This is a genomic window from Streptomyces sp. NPDC003379, assembly GCF_053589195.1.
This window is the reverse complement of sequence record NZ_JBSFRK010000012.1, coordinates 1-22,209: the sequence shown is the minus strand read 5'-3', so window position 1 is coordinate 22,209 and position 22,209 is coordinate 1. Positions and strand designations below refer to the sequence as shown.

The 22,209-nt window shown below is 70.7% G+C and carries 17 protein-coding genes; 5 read left to right on the top strand and 12 right to left on the bottom strand.

Annotation, left to right across the window (positions count from 1 at the left end; genetic code table 11):
* Positions 1–33: 33 nt before the first annotated feature.
* The 5 genes from ACWDVB_RS13475 to ACWDVB_RS13455 are packed head-to-tail and all read right to left on the bottom strand — an operon-like array spanning position 34 to position 5,463.
* A complete protein-coding gene (locus tag ACWDVB_RS13475; protein WP_451519198.1) occupies positions 34–804 on the bottom strand; it encodes a phosphorylase family protein in 771 nt (256 codons plus the stop codon).
* Positions 801–1,730 (bottom strand): ABC transporter permease, encoded by a 930-nt coding sequence (locus ACWDVB_RS13470; protein WP_451519197.1) that lies wholly within the window; start codon positions 1,728–1,730, stop codon positions 801–803. The genes ACWDVB_RS13475 and ACWDVB_RS13470 overlap by 4 nt, the downstream gene beginning before the upstream one ends.
* Positions 1,730–2,827: an ABC transporter permease gene (locus ACWDVB_RS13465; RefSeq protein WP_451519196.1), complete on the bottom strand. Its 1,098-nt coding sequence runs from the start codon at positions 2,825–2,827 to the stop codon at positions 1,730–1,732. Before ACWDVB_RS13465 ends, ACWDVB_RS13470 begins: the two co-directional genes overlap by 1 nt.
* A 1-nt stretch (position 2,828) precedes the next feature.
* On the bottom strand, positions 2,829–4,406 hold the full coding sequence (locus ACWDVB_RS13460; protein WP_451519195.1) for an ABC transporter ATP-binding protein: 1,578 nt from the start codon (positions 4,404–4,406) through the stop codon (positions 2,829–2,831).
* Positions 4,390–5,463, bottom strand: a complete 1,074-nt coding sequence (locus tag ACWDVB_RS13455; RefSeq protein ID WP_451519194.1) for a BMP family ABC transporter substrate-binding protein — start codon at positions 5,461–5,463, stop codon at positions 4,390–4,392. Before ACWDVB_RS13455 ends, ACWDVB_RS13460 begins: the two co-directional genes overlap by 17 nt.
* A 182-nt stretch (positions 5,464–5,645) precedes the next feature.
* Between ACWDVB_RS13455 and mtnA the strand changes: the two genes are divergently transcribed.
* Entirely contained in the window at positions 5,646–6,710 is a 1,065-nt protein-coding gene (gene mtnA, locus ACWDVB_RS13450; protein WP_451519193.1) for an S-methyl-5-thioribose-1-phosphate isomerase, read from the top strand.
* A gap of 35 nt (positions 6,711–6,745) precedes the next feature.
* Here the strand turns inward: mtnA and mtnB are convergent, their stop codons facing one another.
* From mtnB to ACWDVB_RS13415, 7 genes are all read right to left on the bottom strand, one after another.
* A complete protein-coding gene (gene mtnB / locus ACWDVB_RS13445) occupies positions 6,746–7,360 on the bottom strand; it encodes a methylthioribulose 1-phosphate dehydratase (RefSeq protein ID WP_451519192.1) in 615 nt (204 codons plus the stop codon).
* Positions 7,357–8,097: an acireductone synthase gene (mtnC, locus tag ACWDVB_RS13440; RefSeq protein ID WP_451519191.1), complete on the bottom strand. Its 741-nt coding sequence runs from the start codon at positions 8,095–8,097 to the stop codon at positions 7,357–7,359. Before mtnC ends, mtnB begins: the two co-directional genes overlap by 4 nt.
* Positions 8,094–8,696: a 1,2-dihydroxy-3-keto-5-methylthiopentene dioxygenase gene (locus tag ACWDVB_RS13435; protein ID WP_451519190.1), complete on the bottom strand. Its 603-nt coding sequence runs from the start codon at positions 8,694–8,696 to the stop codon at positions 8,094–8,096. Before ACWDVB_RS13435 ends, mtnC begins: the two co-directional genes overlap by 4 nt.
* 138 nt (positions 8,697–8,834) lie before the next feature.
* Positions 8,835–10,445: an FAD-dependent oxidoreductase gene (locus ACWDVB_RS13430; protein WP_451519189.1), complete on the bottom strand. Its 1,611-nt coding sequence runs from the start codon at positions 10,443–10,445 to the stop codon at positions 8,835–8,837.
* Positions 10,446–10,449: 4 nt separating this feature from the next.
* Complete coding sequence (gene glpK, locus ACWDVB_RS13425; RefSeq protein WP_451519188.1) at positions 10,450–11,994, bottom strand: glycerol kinase GlpK; 1,545 nt, start codon at positions 11,992–11,994, stop codon at positions 10,450–10,452.
* A gap of 98 nt (positions 11,995–12,092) precedes the next feature.
* Positions 12,093–12,884, bottom strand: coding sequence for an MIP/aquaporin family protein (locus ACWDVB_RS13420; RefSeq protein ID WP_451519187.1), 792 nt, complete (start codon positions 12,882–12,884; stop codon positions 12,093–12,095).
* Between the two features lie 289 nt (positions 12,885–13,173).
* The gene (locus ACWDVB_RS13415) at positions 13,174–13,938 is read right to left on the bottom strand and encodes an IclR family transcriptional regulator (protein ID WP_451519186.1); all 765 of its coding nucleotides are present in this window, start codon (positions 13,936–13,938) and stop codon (positions 13,174–13,176) included.
* Between the two features lie 276 nt (positions 13,939–14,214).
* Here ACWDVB_RS13415 and metH point away from each other — a divergent pair, with 276 nt between their 5' ends.
* The 4 genes from metH to ACWDVB_RS13395 all read left to right on the top strand — a co-directional run bounded on the left by metH (position 14,215) and on the right by ACWDVB_RS13395 (position 22,142).
* Entirely contained in the window at positions 14,215–17,751 is a 3,537-nt protein-coding gene (gene metH, locus ACWDVB_RS13410; RefSeq protein WP_451519185.1) for a methionine synthase, read from the top strand.
* Between the two features lie 100 nt (positions 17,752–17,851).
* Positions 17,852–18,547 (top strand): HAD family hydrolase, encoded by a 696-nt coding sequence (locus tag ACWDVB_RS13405; RefSeq protein WP_451519184.1) that lies wholly within the window; start codon positions 17,852–17,854, stop codon positions 18,545–18,547.
* 338 nt (positions 18,548–18,885) lie between these two features.
* Positions 18,886–20,493, top strand: a complete 1,608-nt coding sequence (locus ACWDVB_RS13400; protein WP_451519183.1) for an ABC transporter substrate-binding protein — start codon at positions 18,886–18,888, stop codon at positions 20,491–20,493.
* A gap of 62 nt (positions 20,494–20,555) precedes the next feature.
* A complete protein-coding gene (locus ACWDVB_RS13395) occupies positions 20,556–22,142 on the top strand; it encodes an ABC transporter substrate-binding protein (protein ID WP_451519182.1) in 1,587 nt (528 codons plus the stop codon).
* Positions 22,143–22,209: the final 67 nt, after the last annotated feature.

The following is a 22,209-nucleotide window of genomic DNA, read 5'->3' as shown; positions in this document are numbered from 1 at the left end:
GGTCGCGTCTCTTCTCTGTTCGCCGCGGTCGTGTCAGTGCTCGGCCGCGGCCAGCAGGCGCAGCGCGTCCAAGGCTATCCGGGCGCCCCGGTCGACCCCCTCGGCGACCACGTCGCGGTGCGGGTCGTAGCCGCCCGTCGAGAAGGGGGAGTCCTCGTCGACCAGTTCGTCGGCGTTCGCGCCGTCCACGACCAGGGCGCCGCCCGCGGTGAGGCCGTGCGTCGAGGCGAAGACGTACAGCGCGGAGAGCTCCATCTCGATGGCGGCGATCCCGGCGGCCGCGTACGCCTCGCCGGGCAGCGGCAGGAAGCCCGGCTGGAACGCCGCCCGCGTCCACACCACGCCCCGGTGGTACGGGGCGCCGGCCGCGCGGGCCGCGCGCTGCAGGGCGATGACCGCCTCCGGGGCGGAGAACGCCGGGTACTCGGCGGGGATCAGCTGCTGGGTCACGCCGTCGTCGCGCACCGCCGCGTCCGCGATGACCAGGTCGCCGTCGCGGATGCCGGGGCGGATCGCGCCCGCCGTGCCGAGCCGCAGGATCGTGCGGACACCGGCCTCGGCGAGCTCCTGGAAGAGCAGGATCGCGCCGGGGGCGCCGACACCGTGCGAGGCGACGACGACCTCGGTGCCCTGCCAAGTGCCGGTGAACGTGCGGTACTCGCGGTGGTACGACACCTCCTTCGCGTCGGACAGCAGATCGGCGACGGCGGCCGCGCGGCCCGGGTCGCCGACCACGACCGCCTGGGCGGGCAGCCCGGTGCGGGGGACACGGGTGACGGGCAGTGCGTCGGTGAGCGAAGTCATGAAGAGGCTCCTACCAGGGGCTCGCGGGGCTCGCGGGGCTCGATGGGCTTGAGGCGCTTACGCCGCTCGCGTCGCGCCGTGGACAGGAAGAGGGCGACCAGCGTCACCACGTAGGGCGCGGCGTCGGTCGCCTGCTGCGGCAGGCCGTTGCCCTGCAGCCGGAAACCGACGGCCTCCGCGACACCGAAGAGCAGCGCGGCGAGCAGCACCCCGAGTGGCAGCGCCCGGCCCAGCATGACGGCGACCACGGCGATCCAGCCGCGCCCCGCCGTCATGTTCTCCGAGAACAAGGTGACGTTCCCGAGGGCGAGTTGGGCGCCCGCGAGCCCGCACAGGAGGCCGCTGGTGAGCACGGCCGCGTACCTGTACTTCGCCGGGCTCACGCCGAGCGTCGCCGCCGCGTCCGGCGCCTCGCCGACGCCGCGAAGACGCAGCCCCCACGGGTGACGCGCGAGGAACACGGCGGCGACGGCGACGGCCGCCCAGGAGACGTACACGAGCGGTGAGTGCCCGGACAGGACCGGCCCGAGGAAGGCGAGGTCGACGCCGCCGAGGCCCGCGAGGTCCGGGTCGGAGAAGGTGCCCTGGACGCCGAAGGTGGTGCGCAGCAGAAAGCCGGTCAGGCCGACCGCGAGGAGGTTCAGCGCGACGCCGAGTACGACCGCGTCGCCGCGCAGGCTGATGGTTCCCACGGCGAGGATCATCGCGTACGCGGCGGAGGCGAGGGCACCGAACAGGACACCGAGCCACGCGCTGCCCGTGAACCAGCTGCCCGCGACCGCGCTGAAGCAGCCGATCAGCATCATGCCTTCGAGCCCGATGTTGAACACGCCCGCGCGTTCACAGATCGCGCCGCCGAGCGCGGCGAGCAGGATCGGGGTGAGCGCGAGGAGCGCCGAGTGGAACAGCGCGGAGTCGACGGACATCACAGATCCCCCTTGGCGCGTACGGACTTCTCGGGGTCGTTTCGTACGGACTTCCTGGCGCGCCGCCAGGTGAACTGGAGGCGTGCGGCCAAAAAGACGATGACGACGGCCTGGAGCACCTGCGTCAGCTCGCGCGGCACCTCGGTGGCCCGCTCCATGGCGAGGCCGCCGACGTCGAGCGCGGCGAAGAACAGCGCGGCGACCGCGGTCCCCACAGGCGCCGCCGAGGCCAGGAGCGCCGCGGTGAGACCGGTCCAGGTGTGCCCGGCGGCGGTCAGCGAACCATCGATGAAGCGGTACGGGAAGCTGAGCATGCCGATCGCGCCGACCAGCCCGGCGACGGCCCCCGACAGGGCCATCAGACGCAGCGTGAGCCGTGGCCTGTCGACCCCCGCATACGCCGCGAAGCGCGGATTGAGCCCCGTCATGCGGATCTCGTAGCCGGTGGCGGTACGGGCGTCCGCGAAGGCGAACACCCCGGCGGCGACCACGACGAGCACGAGCCCCACCGTGACCGTCGACGCACCGAAGGCGGGCAGCTCGACGCCGTCCGGCAGGCGCCTGGTCTGCGGCAGGCTTGAACCGTCCTCCTTGAGCGGGAAGCGCGCGAGATAGGAGGCGAACGACATCGCCGGATAGCCGAGCAGCAGGCTGCTCACCAGCAGCGGTACGCCGAACCGGTTCTGGCAGACCGCGGCGAGCGCGGCGTAGGCGGCGCCCGCCAGCATCCCGGCGAGCAGCGCGGCGAGCACGGCGAGCGGCGCGGGCAGCGGGACGTACAGCCCGGTGGCCGCGGCGGTGATCCCGCCGAGCACCAGCTGCCCGTCGCCGCCGAGGTTCAGCAGCCCCGCCCGCATCGGGATGGCGAGCGCCACCGCGAGCCCGAGGATGCTGGTGCCGGTGGTCAGCGTGGACCCGATCCCGTCGGGCCCGAGCGCGCCGCTGACGACGGCCTCGTACGCCCCGAGGGGATCGGCGCCGGTCCCGACGAGGAAGAGCGCTCCGACGAGCACGGCGGCCACGACGGAGTGCAGGGCGGAGGAGCGGAGCACCCGCGCCCCGGCCGACCCCGCCTCGGCCGGACTCTGGACGGCCATGTCAGGGGGCCTCTTTCACAGGAGCGGGGGGCCCCGCGGGGGGAGCGGTCTGCACCGGGGCGGCGACGGGACTCGCCGGGACGCCCGCCATCGCGCGCCCGAGCGTGTGTTCGTCGGCCGCCGCGCGCGGGTACTCCGCGGCGATCCGGCCCTCGTACATCACGAGGACCCGGTCCGCCAGGCCCCGGATCTCGCTCAGTTCCGCGGAGACCAGCAGGATCGCGTGGCCCGCGTCGCGGTGGGCGATCAGCTGGTCGTGGATCGTCTGGACGGCGCCGATGTCCACGCCGCGCGTGGGCTGCTCGACGATCAAAAGGGGGGAGTCGTGGGCGAGTTCACGGCCGATGACGAGCTTCTGCAGGTTGCCGCCCGACAGCGAACCGGCCGGGTGTCCGCTCGACGCCGCCTTGATGCCGAAGCGTTCGATCAGTACGCGCGCGTGCTCGCGGAGCCGGGCCGGGCGGAGCAGGCCGTGCCCGCGGTGATGCCCCATGAGGAGGTTCTCCGCGATCGTCGCGGTCGGCGCGGTGCCGACCGCCGAGCGGTCCTCGGGGACGTACGCGAGACCGGCCCCGCGGCGCCTCGCCACCGTCGCGTCCGTGATGTCACGGCCGGCGAGCGTGACACGCCCCGAGGTGACCGGCCGCAACCCGGCGACGGCTTCGACCAGTTCCGACTGGCCGTTGCCCGCGACCCCGGCGACGCCGACGATCTCTCCGGCGCGGACCGCGAGCGAGACGTCCCGCACCCCGTCCGCGGTCAGGCCGGCGACCGACAGGACGACCTCGTCGCCCGGCGAGCCCGCCGGATGCACCCGGTCCAGTTCCACCGCGCGCCCCGTCATGGCCGCCGCGATGCCGTCCGCGCTCGTGTCGGCGGTCCGCATGCGCGCCGCCACCCGCCCGTCGCGCAGCACGGTCACGGCGTCGCTGCCCTCCATGACCTCGCGCAGCTTGTGCGTGACCAGCAGGACGGTGCGGCCCTCGTCCGCCAGCGAGCGCAGGACAGTGAAGAGCGCGTCCGCCTCGGCCGGGGTCAGCACCGCCGTGGGCTCGTCGAGGATGAGCGTACGGGCGCCCCGGTGGAGGAGCTTGAGGATCTCCACGCGCTGGCGCACGCCCACCGGGAGGTCGCCGACCTTCGCCGCCGGGTCGACGGCGAGCCCGTGCTCCTCGGCGAGCGCCGCCACCCGCCGCAGCGCCTCCCGCCGGTCGGTGAGGCCGAAACGGCGCGGCTCGGCGGCGAATACGACGTTCTCGGCGACCGTGAAGGAGGGGAAGAGCTTGAAGCTCTGGTGCACCATCCCGAGCCCGGCGTCGATCGCCTCGCTCGGGTCGGCGAAGGACACCTCACGCCCGTCGAGCAGGATCCGCCCGGCGTCCGGCCGCCGCAGCCCGTACAGGACGGACATCAGCGTGGACTTGCCCGCGCCGTTCTCGCCCATCAGGGCGTGGATCTCGCCGCGCCGGACGGTCAGGTCCACGCGGTCGTTGGCGAGCGTCCCGGGGAACCGGACGGTGATGCCCCGCAGTTCGACGGCGGGAGCGCTGCCCTCCGCTCGCTCAGGCGGCGGGGTCATCGACGGTCAGCTTCCCGGCGACGATGTCGTCGCGCAGCTCCTCGACGCGCTTCAGCACGTCCTTGTTGGCGGGCTTGCCGATCAGGCACTTGGAGTCGGCGACGCCCGGCTCCAGGCCGGTCAGCGACATGCCGCCCTCCTTCAGGCCGTACGACACCGTGGTGCCGCCCTTGCCGTCGAGGATCTGCGCGATGCCCTTCTCCACGGCGACGTCGGTCTTCTTGAGTACGTTGTCGACGACGACACCGGGGCTACCCAGGCACTGGTTGGCGTCCACGCCGTACGCCTTAAACCCCTTGCCGGTCGCGGCCTTCGCGGCCTGGAAGACGCCCGTGTTGCCGCCGGCCGCGGCGGCCATCACCTGGTCGGCGCCGCCCGAACCGAGCGTCGCCGCCTGGTCCTTGGCGCGCGCCGCGTCGTTGAACGGCGACTGCCCGCCCACGAACAGCGTCCGCGAGGTGACCCCCGGCCTCACCTTCTTCGCGCCCGCCGCGAACGGCTCGCTGTAGCGCCGGAACTGCGGGGTGTCGAGCACGTCGACGGCCCCGACCTTCTTGCTCCTGGTGAGCAGACCGGCCTCGGCGCCCGCCAGATACACCGCCTCGTGCTCACGGAAGACGGCACACGTGACGTTCTCGTACGCCTTCTTGGTGCACGCGTCGACGAGCAGGAACTGCTGCTTCGGGTGCGCCTCGGCCTGCTGCGCCACGATGTCCGCGAACTCGAAACCGACCAGCGCGACGACGTCGGGCGCCGCGTCCACGGCCGATGCGACGTTCTGCTGGCGCGAGCCGTTGTCGCTGCTCTGGAAGACCTTCTGCGAGCCGCCCTGCGCCTTGGCCGCCGCCTTCACACCGGTGACGGCCAGCTTGAGGAACTCGTTCTGGGCGACCGGGTCGGGCGTGACGAGCGTGAACGCCTTGCCACCGTCCTTGCCCTCCTTGCCCGCATCCCCGCCCTTGGCTGCGGCGTTGCAGCCGGTGGTGAGGAGCGCGGCACAGACGGCACCGACGGTGGCGGCGGTGAGCCTGAGGGACGTACGCGTACGCAAGGACATGGGGAACGCCTTCGTGGAGGTGCCTGGGAGCGGCCCGGACGGTCCTGGGTGGCGGTGAGGGTAACACCGCGTTTCGGACAGCCGCTCGAACGTCTCGAAATGTGGTTCGAGCACGTCAGGTACGGTGACGGCACCCCTCCTCCCATGGCCGGAATCGCCCCTTTTCACTCGGAGTTGAGCCCATGAACAGCCAGGAACTGCGCGCCGTCACATGGACGGCGGCGACGGAGGACGGCACGCCGTTCCCGTCCGTCTCCCTCATCGACCAGACGGCGCTCCCGCACACCCTGGAGCGGCTCGACGTCACCACCGTCGACGAGCTGATCGACGCCGTCGTGCGCCTGGTCGTCCGCGGCGCCCCCGCGATCGGCGCGGCGGGCGCGTACGGAGTGGCACTCGCCATGGCGCAGGGGCAGCGCGAGGGCTGGGACCGCGCCCGCCTGGACGCCGAGATCGCCCGCGTCCGCGCGGCCAGGCCCACCGCGGTGAACCTGATGGTGTGCGTGGACCGCGTGGCGGCGCGCGTCGACGAGGGCATCGCCGCGGTGCTCGCGGAGGCCGACGCCGTCGTCCGTGAGGACCTGGAGGCCAACCACGCGATGGGCGCCCACGGCGCGGACTGGCTCCTCAAGCGCGTCGCCCCCGGCACGGACCGCCCCATGCGCGTCCTCACCCACTGCAACACCGGCGCCCTCGCCACGGCGGGCTGGGGCACGGCGCTCGGCGTCATCCGCGAACTGCACGCCAGGGGCCGGATCGAGACGGTGTACGCCGACGAGACCCGCCCCCTGCTCCAAGGGGCCCGCCTGACGGCCTGGGAACTCGACCAGGAGGGCATCCCGCACTACGTCCAGGCCGACGGGGCGGCGGCGGGCACCATCCTGCGGGGCGAGGTCGACGCGGCGATCGTCGGAGCGGACCGCGTCGCTGCCAACGGCGACACCGCCAACAAGGTCGGCACGGTCGCCATCGCCCTGGCGTGCGCCCACGCGGGCATCCCGTTCATGGTGGCGGCGCCCACCACGACGGTGGACCTCGCCACGGCCTCGGGCGACGCCATCCACATCGAACTGCGCGGCGAGGACGAGGTCCTGGAATGGGCCGGCGTCCGCACGGCCCCGGCGGCCTCACGCGGCCACAACCCCGCGTTCGACGTGACCCCGGGCTCCTTGGTGACGGCGCTGGTCACGGAGCGGGGCGTGCTGGAGGTGGGGGCGGGGGAGGTGCCGGGGACCCACTTGAGGTGACGGGCTCCGCCCCGGCCCCGCGGGGCTGATGGACCTCAGCCCCGCGCCAACTCCAGCTCCAAAAGCCACTCCACGACCTCGGCCCGATGCCGCGCCTCGCGAGGGTCCGCCCCCCACACGTAGATCCCGTGCCCGGCCACGACCACCGCCGGCATCCCCGGCGTCAACGCGGCCTCAAGGCGGTCGCCCAGCTCCGTCATGTCCTGGCTGTTCGCGATCACCGGCAGGGTCACCGAGACTTCGTGCGTCGGGTGCCCGAGGCCCTTCAGCATCTCCAGGCCCTCGAAGGGAATCCCCTCGGGCGAGCGCTGACCCATGACCACCGAAGCCACCGTGTGGACGTGTACGACGGCGCCCGCACCGGTGAGCCGTGCCACGCGCGCGTGCAGCGCCGCTTCCGCCGACGGGCGGCCCGCTCCGACAGCCGCGCCCTCCCCGTCCGTCAGCACCACGTCGGCGGCGGTCAGTTCGCCCTTGTCCCGCCCGCTGGCGGTGACCGCGAGCCGCAGCGGCTCCCGCGAGAGCACGACCGACAGATTCCCGGACGTCCCCCGCATCCAGCCGAACGAGGCGAACCGCGCGGCCTCGGCGGCCAGCACGGCTCCCGCCTCCTCCAGGTCCAGAGCGGCGGCAGCGGTGGTCTCGGTCATGAACTGCTCCTGGCGCGAAGGGTGATCTCGGTGAAGAGCGCGGCCTCGGGGTGGTCCCCGACCCCGGCGGCGAAGTACGGCTCGCCGGCCCGCCGCACGCCGGCCGTCCGCCAGCCCGCGGCCCGCGCCGCGTCCAGCTCACCGGGCCGGTCGGAGAGGAAGAGCAGGCGCCCGGGGTCGGCGCCGGTGCTCGACGCGATGGCCCGGTAGGAGTCCGGCTCCTGCTTGGGTCCCGCGTTCTCGGTGTCGTACAACCCGCTGACGAGCCCCAGCAGATCGCCCTCGGGCGAGTGCGCGAACCACGCCCGCTGCGCGGCCACCGAGCCCGACGAGTAGACGTACAGCCGCACACCGTCCGCGTGCCAGCGCCGCAGGACCGGAATGACGTCGGCGTAGAAGTGCGAGACGAGGTCGCCGCGCGCGAAGCCCTCCGCCCACAGGATGCCCTGGAGCGTCTTGAGGGGCGTGGCCTTGCGGTCCTCGTCGATCCACTCCCCGAGGACCTTCTCGACCCGGTCCGCGTCCGCGTCGGGCTCGCCGATCTCCGCCCGCACCCGCGCGACGGCCCGCGCCACCTCCGGCTCCCCACCCCGCGAGGCGAGCAGCGCGCCGAACCGCTCACGCGCGTACGGGTAGAGCACGTCCACCACGAATCCGGTGGCGCTCGTGGTGCCCTCGATGTCGAGCACCACGGCGTCCACATCGAACCGGATGCTCCGGACACTCCGGACGCTCACGCTGCGGACCCCGCGTACCCCGCGTGGATCTCGTCGAAGTCCGGGAAGCGGTCCGCGATCGGGCTGCCCGTGAAGTTCCCGATCCAGCCGTCCTCCTCGTGGAAGAAGCGGATCGCCGTGAAGGCCGGTGAGGTGCCCATGTCGAACCAGTGCGTGGTGCCGCGCGGTACGCCGAGCAGGTCGCCCTTCTCGCAGTAGACGGCGTGCACGTCACCGCCCGCGTGGAGGTAGAAGATCCCGGCGCCCGCGACGAAGAAGCGCACCTCGTCATCGTCGTCGTGCGTGTGCTCGGCCAGGAACTTCTGCCGGGCCGCGGCCGCCTTGGCGGGCCACTCGGGGTCGGTCCCGGCGGCCGGGGGATGCAGCGCCACGACGTCGACGGTCCGGAACCCCTCCTCGGCGTTGAGCTTGTCGATCTCCTCGCGGTACGCGGCGAAGACCGTGTCGCTGTCCGCGTTGGCCGCCACGTCCTCGCGCACCGGCCACTGTTCGTAGCGCACGCCTATCGGAGCGAGCGCGGCGGCGATCTCGGCCGGGTCGGATGTGCGGCGCACGACGGTCTCGGGCCCGGCCTCCGGCCAGGTCGTCAGGAGGGTCATTGATCACTCCAGGGCAGGTCAGCGGGTGTTCTCGGGATCGTAACTCCCGTTCCCGGCCCGCCACAGGGTGTCCCAGTGCGTGGACGCGTAAGGGGCGGCCTCCCAGGAGGCCGCCCCTTACCTACTGCCGATGGTTCGTCAGGCCTTCTTGCCCAGCAGGTCCTCGACCTTGCCCCGCACCTCGTCGGTGGCCAGGCCGCGGATCGTCAGCGTCGTACGGCGCCGCAGCACGTCGTCCGCCGTCTCGGCCCACTCGTTGTCACGGGCGTAGACGACCTGCGCCCAGATCTCCGGGGCGTCCGGGTGGACGCGCTCGGCCAGCTCCGGGTTCTCGTTCGCCAGACGGGCGATGTCGAAGGAGAGCGAACCGTAGTGCGTCGCCAGGTGCTTGGCGGTGTCGGCGGCCATGCGCGGGCCGGGCGCCGGGCCGTCCACCAGGAGGCGGTGGGCGACGGCGCGCGGGTTGGCGATACCGGGCAGCGGCAGCTTCTTCGGCAGCTCGGAGACCGGCTCGTAGTCGTCGCCGAGCGGGTGGCCGGGAAGCGACTCCAGCTTCTTCATCACCGTACGACCGATGTGGCGGAACGTCGTCCACTTGCCGCCCGCGACCGACAGCATGCCGCCCGCGCCCTCGGTGACGACCGTCTCGCGCTTGGCCTTCGAGGTGTCGCCGGGACCGCCGGGCAGCACCCGCAGACCCGCGAAGGAGTACGTGATCAGGTCACGCGACAGCTGCTGGTCGCGGATGGAGAAGGCGGCCTCGTCCAGGATCTGGGCGGTGTCGGACTCGGTGACGCGCACGTCCGCCGGGTCGCCCTCGAACTCCTCGTCGGTGGTGCCGAGCAGCAGCATGTCCTCCCAGGGGAGGGCGAAGGTGATGCGGTACTTGTCGATCGGCGTCGCCAGCGCGGCCTTCCAGGGGGCGGTGCGCTTGAGGACGAGGTGCGCGCCCTTGGAGAGGCGGATGGAGGGCGCCGCGCCCGGGTTCTCCATCTTGCGCAGGTGGTCGACCCACGGGCCGGTGGCGTTGAGCACGAGCCGGGCGTCGACGCCGAACTCGTCGCCGCTCATGCGGTCCTTGAGCTCCGCGCCCGTGACCCGGCCCCTGGTGAAGCGCAGGCCGGTGACCTCGGCGTGGTTGAGGACGGCGGCACCGGACTCGACGGCCGCGCGGACCGTCATCAGGGCCATGCGCGCGTCGTTCATCTGGTCGTCGCCGTAGACCGCGACGGCCTTGAGGTTGTCGGTCCGCAGCTCCGGCACGTCCTGCGCGGCCTTGGAGGGCGAGAGCAGGTGACCGACGCCGTCACCGAACGCGGACAGCGCGCTGTACGCGAAGACGCCCGCGCCCAGCTTGGCGGCGCCGTGCGGGCCGCCCTTGTAGACCGGCAGGTAGAAGGTGAGCGGGTTCGCCAGGTGGGGGGCCACCTGACGGGACACCGCGCGACGCTCGAAGTGGTTCTCCGCGACCAGCTTCACCGCGCCGGTCTGCAGATAGCGCAGACCGCCGTGGAGCAGCTTGGAGGAGGCGGAGGAGGTGGCGCCGGCGAAGTCACCGGCGTCCACCAGGGCCACCCGCAGTCCCGACTGCGCGGCATGCCAGGCGGTGGAGATGCCCAGGATTCCGCCGCCGATCACCAGGAGGTCGTACGTCGCCTTGGAAAGCTGCTCCCGGGTCTCGGCGCGGCTCGGGTTGAGGCCGGCAGCCGGATGCGTCCCGAGGGCAGGGACGCTCTGCAGGGTGGTCATTGTCTTACTCCTCGCCACTCTCATCGAGCCAGCCCATCGACCGTTCCACGGCCTTGAGCCAGCTCTTGTACTCACGGTCGCGGGTGCCCGCGTCCATGTTCGGGGTCCACTCGGCGGCCCGGCGCCAGTTGGCGCGCAGCTCGTCGGTCGAGGACCAGAAGCCGACGGCGAGACCGGCGGCGTAGGCGGCGCCGAGGCAGGTCGTCTCGGCCACCATCGGGCGCACCACGGGCGCGTCGAGGAAGTCCGAGAGGGTCTGCATCAGCAGGTTGTTGGAGGTCATGCCGCCGTCGACCTTGAGGGCCGCGAGCTCGACGCCGGAGTCCTTCGTCATGGCGTCGGTGATCTCACGGGTCTGCCAGGCCGTGGCCTCCAGGACGGCGCGCGCGATGTGCGCCTTGGTGACGTACCGGGTCAGGCCGGCGATCACACCGCGGGCGTCGGAGCGCCAGTACGGGGCGAACAGGCCGGAGAAGGCCGGTACGAAGTAGGCGCCGCCGTTGTCCTCGACCGACGACGCGAGCGTCTCGATCTCGGCGGCGGAGTTGATCAGGCCCATCTGGTCGCGCATCCACTGCACCAGCGAACCGGTGACGGCGATGGAACCCTCCAGGGCGTAGACCGGCTTCTGCTCGCCGATCTGGTAGCCGACCGTGGTCAGCAGGCCCGAGTAGGAGTTGATGGCCTTGTCACCGGTGTTCATCAGCATGAAGGTGCCGGTGCCGTACGTGGACTTGGCCTCGCCCTCGGCGAAGCAGGTCTGGCCGAACAGGGCCGCCTGCTGGTCGCCGAGCGCGGAGGCGACGGGGATGCCGCCGAGCAGGTCGCCGAGCGTGCCGCCGGTGACCTCGCCGTAGACCTCGGCGGAGGAGCGGATCTCGGGGAGCATCTGCGCGGGGACGCCGATGGACTCGCAGATGCGCTCGTCCCACTCCATCTTGTGCAGGTTCATCAGCATGGTGCGGGAGGCGTTGGTGACGTCGGTGACGTGCTTGCCGCCGTCGACCCCGCCGGTCAGGTTCCAGATGACCCAGGAGTCCATGGTGCCGAAGAGGATGTCGCCCGCCTCGGCGCGCTCGCGCAGGCCCTCGACGTTGTCGAGCAGCCAGCGGGCCTTGGGGCCCGCGAAGTAGGAGGCCAGCGGCAGGCCGGTCTCACGGCGGAAGCGGTCCTTGCCGACGTTGCGGGCGAGCTCCCGGCAGAGCGCGTCGGTGCGGGTGTCCTGCCAGACGATGGCGTTGTGCACCGGCTCGCCGGTGTTCTTGTCCCACAGCAGCGTGGTCTCACGCTGGTTGGTGATGCCGATCGCCTTGATGTCGTCACGGGTGATGCCGGCCTTGGAGACGGCTCCGGCGACGACCTCCTGGACGTTGGTCCAGATCTCGGTGGCGTCGTGCTCGACCCAGCCCGGCTTCGGGAAGATCTGCTCGTGCTCCTTCTGGTCGACGGAGACGATCCGGCCGTCCTTGTCGAAGACGATGCAGCGGCTCGAAGTGGTGCCCTGGTCGATGGCCGCGATGAAGGGGCCTGCGGTGTGTGCGTCGGTCACGGTGTGCTCCAGAATTCTCTGCTGACGGCTCTCAAGCGTCTTGGGCGGTCATCCGTCTTAGGCGGTCATCGGTCGCTGTCGCGGGTCTACTTGAACGCCTACTTGAAGGCGACGTTGTAGAGACCGCCGGCGATGGCGCCGCCGATCAGCGGACCGACGATCGGCACCCAGGCGTACGACCAGTCCGAGCTGCCCTTGTTCGGCAGCGGGAGCACGGCGTGGACGATGCGGGGACCGAGGTCACGGACCGGGTTGATGGCGTAGCCCGTGGGGCCGCCGAGCGAGAGGCCGATGCCGACCACGACGAGCGCGGTGATGAGGGCGCCGAGGACACCGAGGCCGTTGCCGCCGTCGTTCAGGCCCTGCGTGAGGATGGCGAGGACCAGGACGACCGTGGCGATGATCTCCGTCAGCACGTTCTGGACGTAGTTACGGATCTCGGGGCCGGTGGAGAAGACGCCGAGCACCGGTCCGGCCGCGGGGGCGGCCTTCTGGTCGACCAGGCCCTCCTCCATCGGCTGCGCCGCGAGGATCTCGGGGTCGGTCAGATGGGCCTTGAACTGGCCCATGTACGTGACCCACACCAGGAGGGCGCCGATCATGGCGCCGAGCAGCTGCGAGGCCAGGTAGAGCGGCACGTTGCTCCACTTGGTGCCGCCCTCGATCGCGAGGCCGAGCGTGACCGCCGGGTTGAGGTGGGCGCCGGAGACGCCGCCCGCGAGGTAGGCACCGGTCAGTACGGCGAAGCCCCACCCGAAGGTGATGGCGAGCCAGCCGGCGTCCTTGGCCTTCGAGCGCTTGAGCGTGACGGCGGCGCACACGCCACCGCCCAGCAGGATGAGCACGGCGGTACCGATGGTCTCGCCGATGAAGATGTCGGAGCTGGACACCCGCGACTCCTTTGTCCTTCGTCCAGGGGAAGGCGAACCCCGGGTCCCTCCGGTGGTCCGCGACCTCAGGTGAGGTCGTTGCCGGCCCTGGCCTTGTCATCACTCTAGCGCGTAATGCCGGTAGGTGTTCGACAATGCCGACCGATGGACGCGAGTCTCGCCCCGGGGTTACTCGCTCGTCAAGAGTTCTGTTATTGAAAACACGATCGTTATTGATCGTTTCGCCTTATCGGTGGAACCGCGGCCGGAGTGGGGGCGCGCCCCGCAGGAAGGCGGGTGCGGCCGCAGGTCAGAAGCGCCCGGCGCCCAGGTCCCGGGAGACGGCGCGCGCGCAGTCCCGGACGGCGGCGATCAGCTCGGGCCGCAGCTCCCCGTCCTTGCAGATGCGCTCCACGGCGCCCGTGACACCGACCGCGCCGACCGGCATGCGGCGCCGGTCGTGGATGGGGGCCGCGACGGAGGCGATGCCCTCCCAGGTCTCCTCGATGTCGGCCGCGTACCCGCGCGCGCGGGTGAGGTCGAGGACGCCCTCGAAGTCGTCGGGGTCGGTCAGGGTGTGCACGGTGAAGGTCTTGCGCTCGGCGTCGACGGCTTCGTTGTGCGCGACCGGGTCGTACGCGGACAGGACCTTGCCCAGCGCCGTGGAGTGCAGCGGCTGCATGGCCCCCACCTCCAGGACCTGGCGGCTGTCGTCGGGCCGGAAGACGTGGTGGACGATCAGGACGCCCTGCTGGTGAAACACGCCGAGGTGGACGCTCTCGCCGCTGGAGCGGGCCAGGTCGTCGGTCCACACCAGGGCGCGCGCCCGTAGCTCGTGCACGTCCAGATAGCTGTTGCCGAGGCGCAGCAGCTCGGCGCCCAGCTGATAGCGGCCCGACGCGGGGTCCTGCTCGACGAAGCCTTCCGCCTGGAGGGTGCGCAGGATGCCGTGGGCCGTACCCTTGGCGAGGTCGAGCGCGGAGGCGATCTCCGAGAGACCGAGCCTTCGCTCGCCGCCCGCGAGCAGTCGCAGCATCGCCGCGGCCCTTTCGAGCGACTGGATGTTGCGTGCCATCGCAGCCCCGACCTCCGTCCCCTCGCACCACAGTCGACGTTCGACAATGCTGAACACTATCGGTCGTTGTCGACCTCTCGCCAATGCCCGGACAACCCGTGTTGCCCCGCTTCCCCGTGTCAAGCACCCGTTCGAGCCAGGCTCGGCCGCCCGTTCGCCCCCGTCCGCCCCGTGGACGTCTTCACAACGGGACGTTGGTCCCGGCTACCCTGGCCGAGTGCGCCCTCCAACAGAAGGCGCAAAGCCGACAGCCGTCGCACTCCAGGGAGCTCTTTCATGGCCTCGTCGCCGACCCCGTCCTCGCAGTCCACGCCTGTTTCGTCAGAGAGCAGGGCCCGAGCCGACGCCCTCCGCGAGGCCCTCGCCACCCGCGTGGTCGTGGCCGACGGCGCGATGGGCACCATGCTCCAGGCGCAGGACCCCACCCTTGAGGACTTCCAGAACCTCGAGGGCTGCAACGAAGTCCTGAACGTCACCCGCCCCGACATCGTGCGCTCCGTGCACGAGGAGTACTTCGCGGTCGGCGTCGACTGCGTGGAGACGAACACGTTCGGCGCGAACTTCTCGGCTCTGAACGAGTACGACATCCCCGAGCGGAACTTCGAGCTCTCCGAGGCGGGCGCCCGCATCGCCCGCGAGGTCGCCGACGAGTACACCGACAGGACCGGGCAGCAGCGCTGGGTCCTCGGCTCCATGGGCCCCGGCACCAAGCTGCCGACCCTGGGCCACGCCCCGTACACCGTGCTGCGCGACGCCTACCAGATCAACGCCGAGGGCATGATCGCGGGCGGCGCCGACGCCCTCCTGGTGGAGACCACCCAGGACCTGCTGCAGACCAAGGCCGCCATCCTCGGCGCCCGCCGCGCCCTGGACGCCACCGGCGCGAACCTCCCGGTGATCTGCTCGGTCACCGTGGAGACCACCGGCACGATGCTGCTGGGCTCCGAGATCGGCGCCGCCCTGACGGCCCTGGAGCCGCTCGGCATCGACATGATCGGCCTGAACTGCGCCACCGGCCCCGCCGAGATGAGCGAGCACCTGCGCTATCTGGCCCGCCACTCGCGCGTCCCGATCTCCTGCATGCCCAACGCGGGCCTGCCCGTCCTGGGCAAGGACGGTGCCCACTACCCGCTGACGGCGCCCGAGCTGGCCGACGCGCAGGAGGCCTTCGTACGCGAGTACGGCCTGTCCCTGGTCGGCGGCTGCTGCGGCACGACCCCCGAGCATCTGCGCCAGGTCGTGGAGCGCGTGCGCGGCACGCGGGCCCCGGCCCGCGACCCGCACCCCGAGCCGGGCGCCGCCTCGCTCTACCAGACGGTGCCGTTCCGCCAGGACACCGCGTACATGGCGATCGGTGAGCGTACGAACGCCAACGGTTCGAAGAAGTTCCGTGAGGCGATGCTGGAGGGCCGCTGGGACGACTGCGTGGAGATGGCCCGCGACCAGATCCGCGAAGGCGCCCACATGCTCGACCTCTGCGTCGACTACGTGGGCCGCGACGGCGTCGCCGACATGGCCGAACTCGCCGGCCGCTTCGCCACCGCCTCCACCCTGCCCCTCGTCCTGGACTCCACCGAACTCCCCGTCCTCCAAGCCGGGCTGGAGAAGCTCGGCGGACGCGCGGTCATCAACTCCGTCAACTACGAGGACGGCGACGGCCCCGAGTCCCGCTTCGCGAAGGTCACCGCGCTGGCCAAGGAGCACGGGGCGGCGCTGATCGCGCTGACCATCGACGAGGAGGGCCAGGCCCGCTCCACCGAGCACAAGGTCGCCGTCGCCGAACGGCTGATCGCCGACCTGACCGGCAACTGGGGCATCCACGAGTCGGACATCCTCATCGACACCCTGACCTTCACCATCTGCACCGGCCAGGAGGAGTCCCGCAAGGACGGCATCCACACCATCGAGGCCATCCGCGAACTCAAGCGCCGCCACCCGCAGGTGCAGACCACCCTGGGCCTGTCCAACATCTCCTTCGGCCTCAACCCGGCCGCCCGCGTCCTGCTCAACTCCGTCTTCCTGGACGAGTGCGTCAAGGCAGGCCTGGACTCCGCGATCGTGCACGCCTCCAAGATCCTGCCGATCGCCCGCTTCGACGACGAACAGGTCACCACCGCCCTCGACCTCATCCACGACCGCCGCGCCGAGGGCTACGACCCCCTCCAGAAGCTCATGCAGCTCTTCGAGGGCGTCAACATGAAGTCGATGAAGGCCGGCAAGGCCGAGGAACTCCTCGCCCTGCCGCTGGACGAGCGCCTGCAGCGCCGCATCATCGACGGCGAGAAGAACGGCCTGGAGGCCGACCTCGACGAGGCCCTTCAGGACACGCCCGCCCTGGACATCGTCAACAACACCCTCCTGGAGGGCATGAAGGTCGTCGGCGAGCTCTTCGGCTCCGGCCAGATGCAGCTGCCCTTCGTGCTCCAGTCCGCCGAGGTCATGAAGACCGCGGTCGCCTACCTGGAGCCGCACATGGAGAAGGTCGAGGGCGACGAGGGCAAGGGCACCATCGTCCTTGCCACCGTCCGCGGCGACGTCCACGACATCGGCAAGAACCTCGTCGACATCATCCTGTCCAACAACGGCTACAACGTCGTCAACCTCGGCATCAAGCAGCCCGTGGCCGCGATCCTGGACGCCGCCGCCGAGCACCGCGCCGACGTGATCGGCATGTCCGGCCTCCTCGTCAAATCCACCGTGATCATGAAGGAGAACCTGCAGGAGCTCAACCAGCGCAAGATGGCCGCCGACTACCCGGTGATCCTCGGCGGCGCCGCCCTCACCCGCGCCTACGTCGAACAAGACCTCCACGAGATCTACGAGGGCGAAGTCCGCTACGCCCGCGACGCCTTCGAGGGCCTGCGCCTGATGGACGCCCTCATCGCCGTCAAACGAGGCGTCCCCGGCGCGACCCTGCCCGAACTGAAGCAACGCCGCGTGCCCACCAAGGCCACCACCGCCGTCCTGGAGGCCGACGAGGAAGGGCCCGCCCGCTCGGACGTCGCCACCGACAACCCCGTGCCCACCCCGCCATTCTGGGGCACCCGCGTCGTCAAGGGCATCCAGCTCAAGGAGTACGCCTCCTGGCTCGACGAAGGTGCCCTCTTCAAGGGCCAGTGGGGCCTGAAGCAGGCACGCACCGGTGCCGGACCCTCGTACGAAGAACTCGTCGAGACCGAGGGGCGCCCGCGGCTGCGCGGCTGGCTGGACGAGCTGCACACCAAGAACATGCTGGAGGCGGCCGTCGTGCACGGCTACTTCCCGTGCGTGTCCAAGGGCGACGACCTGATCATCCTGAACGACGACGGCTCCGAGCGCACCCGCTTCACCTTCCCGCGCCAGCGCCGCGGCCGCCGCCTGTGCCTCGCGGACTTCTTCCGCCCCGAGGAGTCCGGCGAGACCGACGTCGTCGGCCTCCAGGTCGTCACCGTCGGCTCGAAGATCGGCGAGGCCACCGCCGAGCTGTTCGCCGCCGACTCCTACCGCGACTACCTCGAACTGCACGGCCTGTCCGTCCAGCTGGCCGAGGCCCTCGCCGAGTACTGGCACGCCCGCGTCCGCGCCGAGCTCGGCTTCGGCGGCGAGGACCCCGCCGCCGTCCAGGACATGTTCGACCTGAAGTACCGCGGCGCCCGCTTCTCGCTCGGCTACGGCGCCTGCCCCGACCTGGAGGACCGCGCCAAGATCGCCGACCTCCTCCAGCCCGAGCGGATCGGCGTCCAGCTCTCCGAGGAGTTCCAGCTCCACCCGGAGCAGTCCACGGACGCGATCGTCATCCACCACCCCGAGGCGAAGTACTTCAACGCGCGCTGATCCCGGTCAGTCGTACACTGGTCGGTCCAGTGCGGGCCGGTTGCCTTCTCGTCAAAAGCGGGCAACCGGCCTTCTCGTCCCTCATGGAAGGTGTGGTCGCATGACCAGTACGGTTCCCGCGCTCGGCACCCGAACGGCCGAAGGCTCCGCTCTGCAGGCCGTACTCCTCGACATGGACGGCACCCTCGTCGACACCGAGGGCTTCTGGTGGGACGCCGAGGTCGAGGTCTTCGCCCGCCTGGGCCACACGCTCGACGAGGCCTGGCGCGACATCGTCGTCGGCGGCCCCATGACGCGCAGCGCGGGCTTCCTCATCGACTCCACGGGCGCCGACATCACCCTCGACGAGCTGACCGTGCTGCTCAACGACGGCTTCGAGGACCGCATCAGCCGCTCGCTGCCGCTGATGCCGGGCGCCGCGCGGCTACTGGCCGAACTCGCCGCGCACGAGGTCCCGATGGCCCTGGTCTCCGCCTCGCACCGGCGCATCATCGACCGCGTCCTCGACTCGATCGGCGCCCATCACTTCGAACTCACCGTCGCCGGCGACGAGGTGGCCCGCACCAAGCCCCACCCCGACCCCTACCTCCTGGCGGCCGCGGGGATCGGCGCGGAGCCCACCAGATGCGCCGTCATCGAGGACACCGCGACCGGCGTAGCCGCCGCGGAGGCCGCAGGCTGCCGGGTGGTGGCCGTGCCGTCGGTCGCGCCCATCCCGGCGATGGCGGGACGCACCGTCGTCCCCTCCCTCGAACACGTCAACCTTCCTTTCCTGCAAGGCCTCATGACCCTCTGACAGTTCCGGTTCAAGCCCGATCAGAGGTGTGACGTTTCCCACTCCAACGGGGGTCGACAGAGGGGCTGGTGTGTGCAGAACCCCCTGGTGGGGTCCCTAGTGGCGTGGCGTTTGGTCCCGTTTGATGGGAGCGTGCACGAAACCTTCCGGTGTCGGGTTATCGGTGTGTCCACGCCCGGTTTCACTGCGTGATTGAGGCACCGCTCCCACCCCATCCGGCGCTCAACTGGTGCGGACTAATGTCGTCGCGAGAACATCGCCCCACCCCCCGTGCCCCATCAACCCTCACCCCGCGTTGCGGGATTCACGGGATCCAAGAGCTCTGGAGAACGTCGAGCATGAACCGCAAGACTTTGGTGCTGCCGGCTGTCATAGGTCTGCTCGCCCCCGCACTCGCCGCGTGCGGTGGTTCGGGCAGCGGCGACGGCGACGACGCGATCACTGTCGGCACCACGGACGCGTTCGCCATCTCGAAGGAGGTCCCGGCGCCCTTCGACCCCGCGTACGCCTACGACGCCGGGTCCTGGAACCTGCTGCGCCAGACCGTCCAGACGCTCATGGCCCTGCCCCGCGGCGGCGGCGATCCGCAGCCCGAGGCCGCCGAGCAGTGCGGCTTCACCGACACGGGCAACGAGCGTTACGCCTGCACCCTGCGCAAGGACCTGACGTTCTCCGACGGCAAACCGCTGACGGCCGCCGATGTGAGGTTCTCCATCGAGCGGGTCCGCGACATCAAGATCAAGGACCCCAGCGGCTCGGACGCCCTGGTGGCGAACGTCGAGGAGATCGAGACCCAGGGCAACCGCGGCATCGTCTTCCACCTCAAGACGCCCGACGCGACGTTCCCGTACAAGCTGGCCACGCCCACCGCCGGCATCATCAGCAAGGACGACTACAGCAAGAACAAGCTGCGCGACGGCTTCGAGGTCTCCGGCTCCGGCCCGTACACCGCGGAGCAGGAGGTCGAGGACGACCGCCTGGTCAAGACGGTGTTCACCAAGAACCCCCACTACAAGGGCGAGTTCGAGCCCCAGAGCGACAAGGTGGAGCTGCGCAACTTCGCGGACACCGAGTCCATGGGCAAGGCGCTCGAGGACGGCGACATCGACCTGATGACGCGCACCATGTCGCCCGAGCAGGTCAAGGAGCTCGACGGCTCCTCGGACAAGAAGATCGACCTGGTCGAGATGCAGGGCCTGGAGATCCGCTACCTGGCCTTCAACACCGAGGCCGCCACGGTCAAGAGCAAGGCCGTGCGCCAGGCCATGGCACAGGTCGTCGACCGCGGCGCGCTGGCCTCCGCGGTCTACGGCTCGACGGCCGACCCGCTGTTCTCGCTGGTGCCCTCCACCATCACGGGCCACGCCAACTCGTTCTTCAACAAGTACGGCAACCCGAGCCCCGCCAAGGCCCGTTCTCTCCTCGGCAAGGCGAACATCACCACGCCGGTGAAGCTGACGCTGCACTACACCACCGACCACTACGGCCCCGGCACCAAGAAGGAGTTCGAGCTGCTGAAGAAGCAGCTGAACGACTCCGGCCTCTTCGACGTCTCGATCAAGGGCACGCCGTGGAGCACGTTCCGCGCGGCCGAGCGCGACGGCAAGTACGACGTGTACGGCATGGGCTGGTTCCCCGACTTCCCCGACGCGGACAACTTCCTCGCGCCGTTCCTCGACAAGGACAACTTCCTCGGCTCGCCGTACGTCAACAAGGACATCAACGACCAGCTGATCCCCACCTCGCGCCGTGAGGCGGACCGGCTGGCCGCGTCCAAGAGCATCCGCAAGATCCAGGACATCGTCGCCGAGGACGTCCCCGTGCTCCCGCTGTGGCAGGGCAAGCAGTACATCGCCGCGCGCGACGACATCACGGGCGTCGAGTGGGCCCTCAACTCCTCCTCGAACCTCCAGCTGTGGGAGCTCGGCCGCGGCGTGAGCGGCTGACGTCGCCCGCCCCACCACCCCCACAGGTTCCACCGCACGACCTCAACAACTAAGGCACGTACGTGAAATGTCGTAACCAGTGGCTGGCCCTTCCTCTCGCGGGAGGGCTCGCCGCCGCCCTGCTGACCGGCTGCGGAACGGAGTCCGGCGGGGCGGGGGACACGGGCGAAGCGGTCGTGATGGGGATGTCCGACGACATCCTCGCCACCGACCCGGCGTCCGGCTACGACCCCGGGTCGTGGCTCCTGTTCAACAACGTCTTCCAGTCCCTCCTGAGCTTCCCCAAGGGCGGCACGGAACCGGAGCCGGAGGCCGCCAAGAGCTGCGGCTTCACCGACACGGAGGCGAAGGTCTTCAAGTGCGAGCTGCGTGACGGGCTGAAGTTCAGCAACGGCAACGCCCTCACGTCGAAGGACGTCAAGTTCTCCTTCGACCGCATGCGGAAGATCAACGACGACACCGGCCCGGCGCTCATGTTCCCGATGCTCGACAGCGTCCGGACCCCCGATGCCGAGACCGTCGTCTTCCGGCTCAAGTACCCCGACGCGACCTTCCCCAGCAAGATCGCCTCGGGCGCGGGCTCGATCGTGGACCACCGCGAGTACGACATGAACGGGCTGCGCGAGGACGGCGAGGCCGTCGGCTCCGGCCCGTACAAGCTCGACTCGTTCGACAAGGAGCAGGCGACCTTCTCCGTCAACTCCTCCTACACGGGCACGGCCAAGGTCAAGAACGAGGGCGTGGCCCTCAAGTTCTTCCACGGCGACCAGAAGGGCCTGAAGAAGGCGCTCCTGGACAACGACGTCGACCTGGCCTACCGAGGCCTCGCCGCCGCCGACATCGCGGACATCGAGCGGGACACGTCCAAGGCCGGCCAGGACGTCGACATCGTCGAGGGCACCAGCGCCGAGGTGCAGCACCTGGTCTTCAACATGAAGGACCCGGTGGCGGGCAAGCTCGGCGTGCGCAAGGCCATCGCCTACCTCCTGGACCGGGACGCCCTGGTCCAAGAGGTCTACAAGGACACGGCCACCCCGCTGTACTCGATCGTCCCCGCGGGCATCGGCGGCCACAACACCGCGTTCTTCGACACCTACGGCGCCCGTCCGCAGCGCGCGAAGGCCGCCTCCGCACTGCGCGACGCCGGCCTCGACGGCAAGGTCAAGCTCACGCTCTGGTCGACGCCCTCGCGCTACGGCCCGGCCACGGACCAGGAGCTGAACGCCATCGCCAAGCAGCTCAACGCGTCCGGCCTCTTCGACGCCGATGTGAAGTCCGTCGAGTTCGAGCAGTACGAGAAGGACATCGCGGCCGGCAAGTACGGCGTCTACGTCAAGGGCTGGGTGCCGGACTACCCGGACCCGGACAACTTCACGCAGCCGTTCTTCGGCAAGGGCAACGTCCTCGGCAACCACTTCGAGAACAGCGCCATCACCAGCAAGATCATCCCTGGCACGGCGACCGAGAGCGACCGCACCAGGACCGACAAGCAGTACGCCGAACTGCAGGACATCGTGGCCGAGCAGGTGCCGATCCTGCCGGTCTGGCAGGCCAAGCAGTACGCCGTCGTCCGCGACAACGTCTACGGCCTGGAGTCCTGCCTGGACGCCTCGACGGTCTTCCGCTTCTGGGAGATCAGCAAGGGCTGACCACGCGTGACCGCGAGTGATCGCGGTTGATCCAACGACGACGGTGGCCGCCCCCTCGGGGACGGCC

Excerpts from the sequence above, each read along its gene's own strand:
- ACWDVB_RS13475 (WP_451519198.1), bottom strand. The coding sequence starts at position 804 with ATGACTTCGCTCACCGACGCACTGCCCGTCACCCGTGTCCCCCGCACC.
- ACWDVB_RS13470 (WP_451519197.1), bottom strand. The coding sequence starts at position 1,730 with ATGTCCGTCGACTCCGCGCTGTTCCACTCGGCGCTCCTCGCGCTCACC.
- ACWDVB_RS13465 (WP_451519196.1), bottom strand. The coding sequence starts at position 2,827 with ATGGCCGTCCAGAGTCCGGCCGAGGCGGGGTCGGCCGGGGCGCGGGTG.
- ACWDVB_RS13460 (WP_451519195.1), bottom strand. The coding sequence starts at position 4,406 with ATGACCCCGCCGCCTGAGCGAGCGGAGGGCAGCGCTCCCGCCGTCGAA.
- ACWDVB_RS13455 (WP_451519194.1), bottom strand. The coding sequence starts at position 5,463 with ATGTCCTTGCGTACGCGTACGTCCCTCAGGCTCACCGCCGCCACCGTC.
- mtnA (WP_451519193.1), top strand. The coding sequence starts at position 5,646 with ATGAACAGCCAGGAACTGCGCGCCGTCACATGGACGGCGGCGACGGAG.
- mtnB (WP_451519192.1), bottom strand. The coding sequence starts at position 7,360 with ATGACCGAGACCACCGCTGCCGCCGCTCTGGACCTGGAGGAGGCGGGA.
- ACWDVB_RS13435 (WP_451519190.1), bottom strand. The coding sequence starts at position 8,696 with ATGACCCTCCTGACGACCTGGCCGGAGGCCGGGCCCGAGACCGTCGTG.
- ACWDVB_RS13430 (WP_451519189.1), bottom strand. The coding sequence starts at position 10,445 with ATGACCACCCTGCAGAGCGTCCCTGCCCTCGGGACGCATCCGGCTGCC.
- ACWDVB_RS13415 (WP_451519186.1), bottom strand. The coding sequence starts at position 13,938 with ATGGCACGCAACATCCAGTCGCTCGAAAGGGCCGCGGCGATGCTGCGA.
- metH (WP_451519185.1), top strand. The coding sequence starts at position 14,215 with ATGGCCTCGTCGCCGACCCCGTCCTCGCAGTCCACGCCTGTTTCGTCA.
- ACWDVB_RS13405 (WP_451519184.1), top strand. The coding sequence starts at position 17,852 with ATGACCAGTACGGTTCCCGCGCTCGGCACCCGAACGGCCGAAGGCTCC.
- ACWDVB_RS13400 (WP_451519183.1), top strand. The coding sequence starts at position 18,886 with ATGAACCGCAAGACTTTGGTGCTGCCGGCTGTCATAGGTCTGCTCGCC.